The following is a 5,423-nucleotide window of genomic DNA, read 5'->3' as shown; positions in this document are numbered from 1 at the left end:
GGGGGGCACGCGGCCCGGCGGGCCGTACGGGCTGTCGCTGTTGGCGCGGCTGCGCCGGCTGCCGCGGCGGCGCGGGCCGGGGCTGCTGCGGCTGCTGGCCGGGATGCGGGTACGGGTACGCGTCGAAGGGGTCCTGCTGGTCCCCGTACGACGGCTGTTCCCCGTACGACCGCTGCTCGCCGTACGGTCGCTGGTCCCCGTACGACGGGCGCTGCCCGTACGGCTGTTCGGGGGCCGGCTCCTGCCGCTGCCCGTACTGCCACTCGGCCTGCTGCCACTCGTCGCGCCGCTGTTCGCCCTGCTGCTGCCCTGGGAAGGAGTGCGGACCCGGTCCGTCACCCTGGTACCCGCCCTGGCCGTGGGACCAGTCGGCAGGCGAACCACCGGGGGGTGTCGTCACGTTCTTCCTCCTCCTGCTGTCCGGGCGCCGTCAGTGTGGAGCCGCGTCCCGAAACCTTACGGCCCCGGGACGCGAAAACGCACCGCTTGTCTGATGGTTGAGAAAAGCGTCAGTTGAGCAGACCGCCCTGAAGTTCCGCGCGCAGGTCCGGGGTCAGGACGGAGCCGGCACGGTCCACGAGCAGGGCCATCTCGTAACCCACGAGGCCGATGTCGGCCTCCGGGTGGGCGAGGACCGCGAGCGAGGAACCGTCCGAGATGGACATGATGAAGAGGAATCCCCGCTCCATCTCGACCACCGTCTGGTTCACGGTGCCGCCCTCGAAGATCCGGGACGCGCCCGCGGTCAGCGAGGTGAGGCCCGAGGCCACGGCCGCGAGCTGGTCGGCGCGGTCGCGCGGGAAACCCTCGGACATCGCGAGGAGAAGACCGTCGGCGGAGACGACCACCGTGTGCGACACCCCGGGGGTGTTGTCCACGAAATTGGTGATCAACCAGTTCAGGTTCTGTGCCGCCTGGCTCATCGGGCTCACGCTAACGCTCCTGGTCGTAGGTGCTGTCGGGGCCGGAACCCCGACCGTTCGTGCCATTCGTGTCGCCTCCCGCGGTGCGGCCCCTGGCGACGCCGTTGCGGAGCCGGCTGAGCCGGCCGCGGACGTCCTCGGGAGCGCGGGAGACCTGGGGGCCGCCCTGCGGGCTCTGTTCCGCCGCGCCCTCGACCAGATTGGCCCTGGGCACCCGGCGCGGCAGACCGGAGGAGGTGACCCCGCCCGCCTGCGGGCGGCGCAGGCCGCTCGCGCGCTGGGCACGGTCCTCGTTGGCCGCGTGGGCCGAGGAACCGGGAGCCTGCTCCGCCTGCGGCTGCTCGCCCGCGGGCGAGCCGTCCTGGGGCGGGGTGCCGCTCGGGCCATTGTCCCATCCCTGACGGTCCGTCACCTCACCGGCCCCCGCGGCGGGAGCCCGGCGCGGCAGACCCGCGTCGGTCACCCCGCCCTCCTGCTCGGCGGCGGCACCGTGCGGGCCGAAGCCTACGCGGTCGGCGTCCCGCTGGGGAGCGCGCGCGAGGGATTCCGTTTCACCCCCGGGGGCGCCGCCCGCTCCGGGCGCCTGCGGCCACTCCTCCTGGTGAGGGGCGGCCGGGTAGGACCCGGCTCCGGCGGCTTCCGGCGCGTACGTGGCGTGCGGGGGCTCCGGATAGGGCGCATAGGGGGACTGCGGGGCGTACTCGCCCTGCTCCCGCGCCGGGTAGCCGCCCTCGGCGCCCGGCGTCCCGGCCGCGGCGCCGGGGTACGCCCCCTGCTCGAAGCCGGGGTACGACGGCTGCGGAGCGTAGGCGCTCGCGTCCGGGTAGGGGGAGGGGCCGCCGTCGTCGCGGTAGCCGGCCCGGCCGTTCTCGTACGGAGCCGGGTAGCCCTGCCCGTAGCCCCCGCCTTCGCCTTCGCCGTAGGCGGGCTGGGGCGCTTGCGGGGCCTGCTCCTGGTAGGCGCCGTACGGCGCGGGGACGCCGCCGTTCTCCTCCGGGCGCTGCTGCGGAGCGGGCTCCTGCGCGTGGGTCTGGGCCTCCAGGGCCGCGCGGCGCTCCTCGCGGAACAGGGAGCGGCCCACCGGGTCGAGCCCGGCCGGGTTCTCCCCGGCGGGCAGGGCGTTCTGCCGGGCCCCGTACCGGGTGTCGTCGAAGCCGAGTTCGGCGGCGGTGCGCAGCGGCGCGTGGCCCGCGCCCTGTTCGGCGTGCGGCTGGGAGGGGATCATCGAGGAGACGGTGAACTCGTTCTCCTGACCGGCCTGCCCGCCGCCGCCGTGCGTGATCGACTCGGGGAGCATGACGAGCGAGGTCGTGCCCGCCTGCTCGCCCGAGGGCCGCAACTGGACCCGGATGCCGTGCCGGTCGGAGAGCCGACCGACCACGAAGAGCCCCATGCGCTGCGAGATCGCCGCGTCCACGACCGGCGGATTGGCGAGCCGGTGGTTGATGTCGGCGAAGTCCTCCGCCGTGAGGCCGATGCCCTTGTCGTGGATCTCGATCATGACGCGGCCGTCGGGCATCCGCGTCGCCGTGACCCGTACCTTCGTCTGCGGGGAGGAGAACGTCGTGGCGTTCTCCAGGAGTTCGGAGAGCAGGTGCACGAGGTCGGTCACGGCGCGGCCGTGGATCTCGGCCTCGGGCACCCCCGACAGCTCGACGCGCTCGTACTGCTCGACCTCGGAGGAGGCGGCGCGCAGCACGTCGACGAGCGGCACCGGCTGGTCCCAGCGGCGGCCCGGCTCCTCGCCCGCGAGGACGAGGAGGTTCTCGCCGTTGCGGCGCATCCGGGTCGCGAGGTGGTCGAGCTTGAAGAGGTTCTCCAACTGCTCGGGCTCGGCCTCGTGGTTCTCCAGGTCCGTGATGAGGGTGAGCTGCCCCTCGATGAGGGACTGGTTGCGCCGCGAGAGGTTGGTGAATATGGCGTTGATGTTGCCGCGCAGCAGGGCCTGCTCGGAGGCGAGCCTGACCGCCTCGCGGTGCACCTGGTCGAAGGCGCGGGCGACCTCGCCGATCTCGTCGGTCGAGGTGATCGGCAGCGGCGTGACGCGCGTGTCCACCCGGCCCGGATCGGTGCGCGAGAGCTGGTCGACGAGGGAGGGCAGCCGCTTCTGCGCTATGCCGAAGGCTTCCGTGCGCAGGCGCCGCATGGACTTGCTCATCTGCCGCGCCATCATCCCCGCGATGAGGAACGCGAGCAGCAGGGCGGCGACGACGGCCGCCGAGACGAGGAGCGTGTCGCGCTTGGCGTCGTCGGCGATCTGCATCGCCTCGGTCACCGCGTGCTCGGTCAGCTCGGACTCGACGGTGCGGTAGGCGGTCACGCGCGGCGAGGTCGAGGCCCACCACGTCTCGGGCGTGATGCCGCGGTCGCCGAGCGACTTCTGCGTGGCCGCGGCCGAGCCGAGCTGCGCGAGCATCGCCTCGGTCGAGGGCGGCGTGACGCCGCTGCCGCCGTCCTTCGCCGAGGCGATGGCGGCCTTGGCGGCGTTCCGCTTGACCTGGAGGGCGGCCTTCTTCATCTCCGCGTCGAGCCGCTTGACGTCCTCGGGCCGCGCGCTGGAGGTGTACTCCTTCTCGGCGATGCCCTCCAGGTAGGCGTACGAGGAGAGCGCGACGCGCTGCTTCGTCGCGTCGGCCGTGCCGGGACCCGGCGCGACCCACAGGTGCATGCCGATGGAACGGGTCAGCGAGAGCGCCGACTTCGCGAGCGCGATCGCGTAGACCGAGCGGCCGTAGGTGGTGACGTTGCCGGTGCCGAGACCCAGCTCGTTGGCGAACTCCATGAGCGGGTGCTGGATCTGGAGGTAGCCCTCCTCGGTCTGCACCCCGGTGAGCTTCTTCGTGTACGCGGCCTGGCGCAGCGGGCCGAGCTTCGGCTCCACCGAGCGGAAGTCGGCCATGCGCCGGTCGAGGGCGGCGGTGTGGGGGAGGTCCCTGGCCGCGACGTCGAAGCTCTTGGCCGCCGTGTCGGTCGCCGCGCGGGCCTTGAGGACGGCCGCGTCCTCGCGCTTGCCCTCCAGCAGGGGCTGGGCGCTGAGGTCGCGTTCCTCGGTGAGCCGGTTGCCGTAGGTCGCGGCGGCCTGGACGAGCCGGGCGACGTTCTTCGCGTCCTCGGCCTCCTGCCAGGTGTCGATCGACCCCTTCACCTGGAAGCCGCCCATGACGAGGCCGACGATGACGGGTATGAGCAGGATCGCGTTCAGCCGGGTCGGCACCCGCCAGTTGCGGGGGGACAGCCGGCTGCCGCGGGCGGAGGGGGAGGTGGGGCTCCCGTTCTCCCGCACTCCGGCGGGCGCCTCGGCGCCGGCGGGCGGGGTGAAGTTCCCCCGGGCCCGCTCCGCCGGGCCTGAGCCCTTCGTGCTTCGCCTCACTCGACCAACAACCTCTCGGCGCCGGCACTTCTCGCGTGCCGCTGACGTTCTCAGGCCCTCAACAGTGGGCAGCTCACCACTCTGCTACTGGGCAGTTCAGCGATTTCAGCACGCTCCGCCGTGCGCCGCCAAACGTTCTGCGGAAGTGGTCTTCCGGACACGAGGGACGCCGCGGCACGCTAATAAAAGGGGCATAAAAGAACGAGCCCCGGCAAAAGCCGGGACTCGTGTGCGCGCAGCGGCACCGTGCGGGCGCTGCGCGTGGTGGCGCGCGGTCAATTCTCTGTCGAAACGTTATGAAGCCTGTCGACACCGTGTCGAAGGACACAGCGAGGCGGAGCGGGCGCGCCGCGCGGCCCGCCTGCCCCGTCCCGCGGCCTTCACCCGAGCCGCACCGGGTCCACACCGGGCCCTCGCGCCCTCACTTCAGGCGGGCCATGAGGGCGTGTTCGACGAGGGTGATGAGGGCGGATTTGGCGTCGGCGCGGTGGCGGGCGTCGGTGGTGATGATGGGGGTGTCGGGGCCGATCTGGAGTGCTTCGCGTACTTCGTCGGGGGTGTAGGGCTGGTGTCCTTCGAAGCCGTTGAGGGCGATGACGAAGGGGAGGCCCGAGTTTTCGAAGTAGTCGACGGCGGGGAAGCAGTCGGCGAGGCGGCGGGTGTCGACGAGGACGATGGCACCGATGGCGCCGCGGACGAGGTCGTCCCACATGAACCAGAAGCGGTCCTGTCCGGGGGTGCCGAACAGGTAGAGGATGAGGTCCTGGTCGAGGGTGATGCGGCCGAAGTCCATGGCGACGGTGGTGGTGGTCTTGTCGCCGGTGTGGGTGAGGTCGTCGATGCCGGCGCTCGCGCTGGTCATGACGGCTTCGGTGCGCAGCGGGTTGATCTCCGAGACGGCGCCGACGAAGGTCGTCTTGCCCACGCCGAAGCCGCCGGCGACCACGATCTTCGCGCTGGTCGTCGACCGTGCCGCCTCGGCGTTAGAGCTTGCGAAGTCCACTGAGCACCCTTTCGAGCAGTGTCACGTCTGGCTGGCCGCCGGCGTTCTCGTCGCCGCCGGGCTGGTGGATCGCGACGAGACCGGCCTCCGCCAGGTCGGCGACGAGAATCCGGGCCACGCCGAGGGG

General features: G+C 72.4%; 4 protein-coding genes and 1 pseudogene. All 5 read right to left on the bottom strand.

Features of this window, described 5'->3' with window-relative positions:
• Positions 1-400, bottom strand: a pseudogene (locus tag G3I42_RS35280) (DUF742 domain-containing protein); the annotation flags it as partial.
• A 109-nt stretch (positions 401-509) separates the two neighbouring features.
• Positions 510-923 carry a roadblock/LC7 domain-containing protein gene (locus G3I42_RS35275; protein WP_008745460.1) on the bottom strand — a complete coding sequence of 138 codons (414 nt, stop codon included), beginning with the start codon at positions 921-923 and terminating at the stop codon, positions 510-512.
• 10 nt (positions 924-933) lie between these two features.
• Positions 934-4,293, bottom strand: a complete 3,360-nt coding sequence (locus tag G3I42_RS35270; RefSeq protein WP_164291728.1) for a nitrate- and nitrite sensing domain-containing protein — start codon at positions 4,291-4,293, stop codon at positions 934-936.
• A 421-nt stretch (positions 4,294-4,714) separates the two neighbouring features.
• The gene (locus G3I42_RS35265) at positions 4,715-5,296 is read right to left on the bottom strand and encodes an ATP/GTP-binding protein (RefSeq protein WP_009068854.1); all 582 of its coding nucleotides are present in this window, start codon (positions 5,294-5,296) and stop codon (positions 4,715-4,717) included.
• Positions 5,277-5,423: DUF742 domain-containing protein (locus tag G3I42_RS35260; RefSeq protein WP_164283446.1), on the bottom strand; the 147-nt coding region annotated here is incomplete at its 5' end. The genes G3I42_RS35265 and G3I42_RS35260, both read right to left, overlap by 20 nt.

This window comes from Streptomyces sp. SID11385 (assembly GCF_010548245.1).
Lineage (GTDB): Bacteria > Actinomycetota > Actinomycetes > Streptomycetales > Streptomycetaceae > Streptomyces.
Note: the sequence above shows the minus strand (reverse complement) of the source record. Positions and strands in the feature narration are given on the sequence as shown.

What these genes read in the sequence shown, in the direction of transcription:
- G3I42_RS35275 (WP_008745460.1), bottom strand. Translation starts at nt 923, where the DNA reads ATGAGCCAGGCGGCACAGAACCTGAACTGGTTGATCACCAATTTCGTG.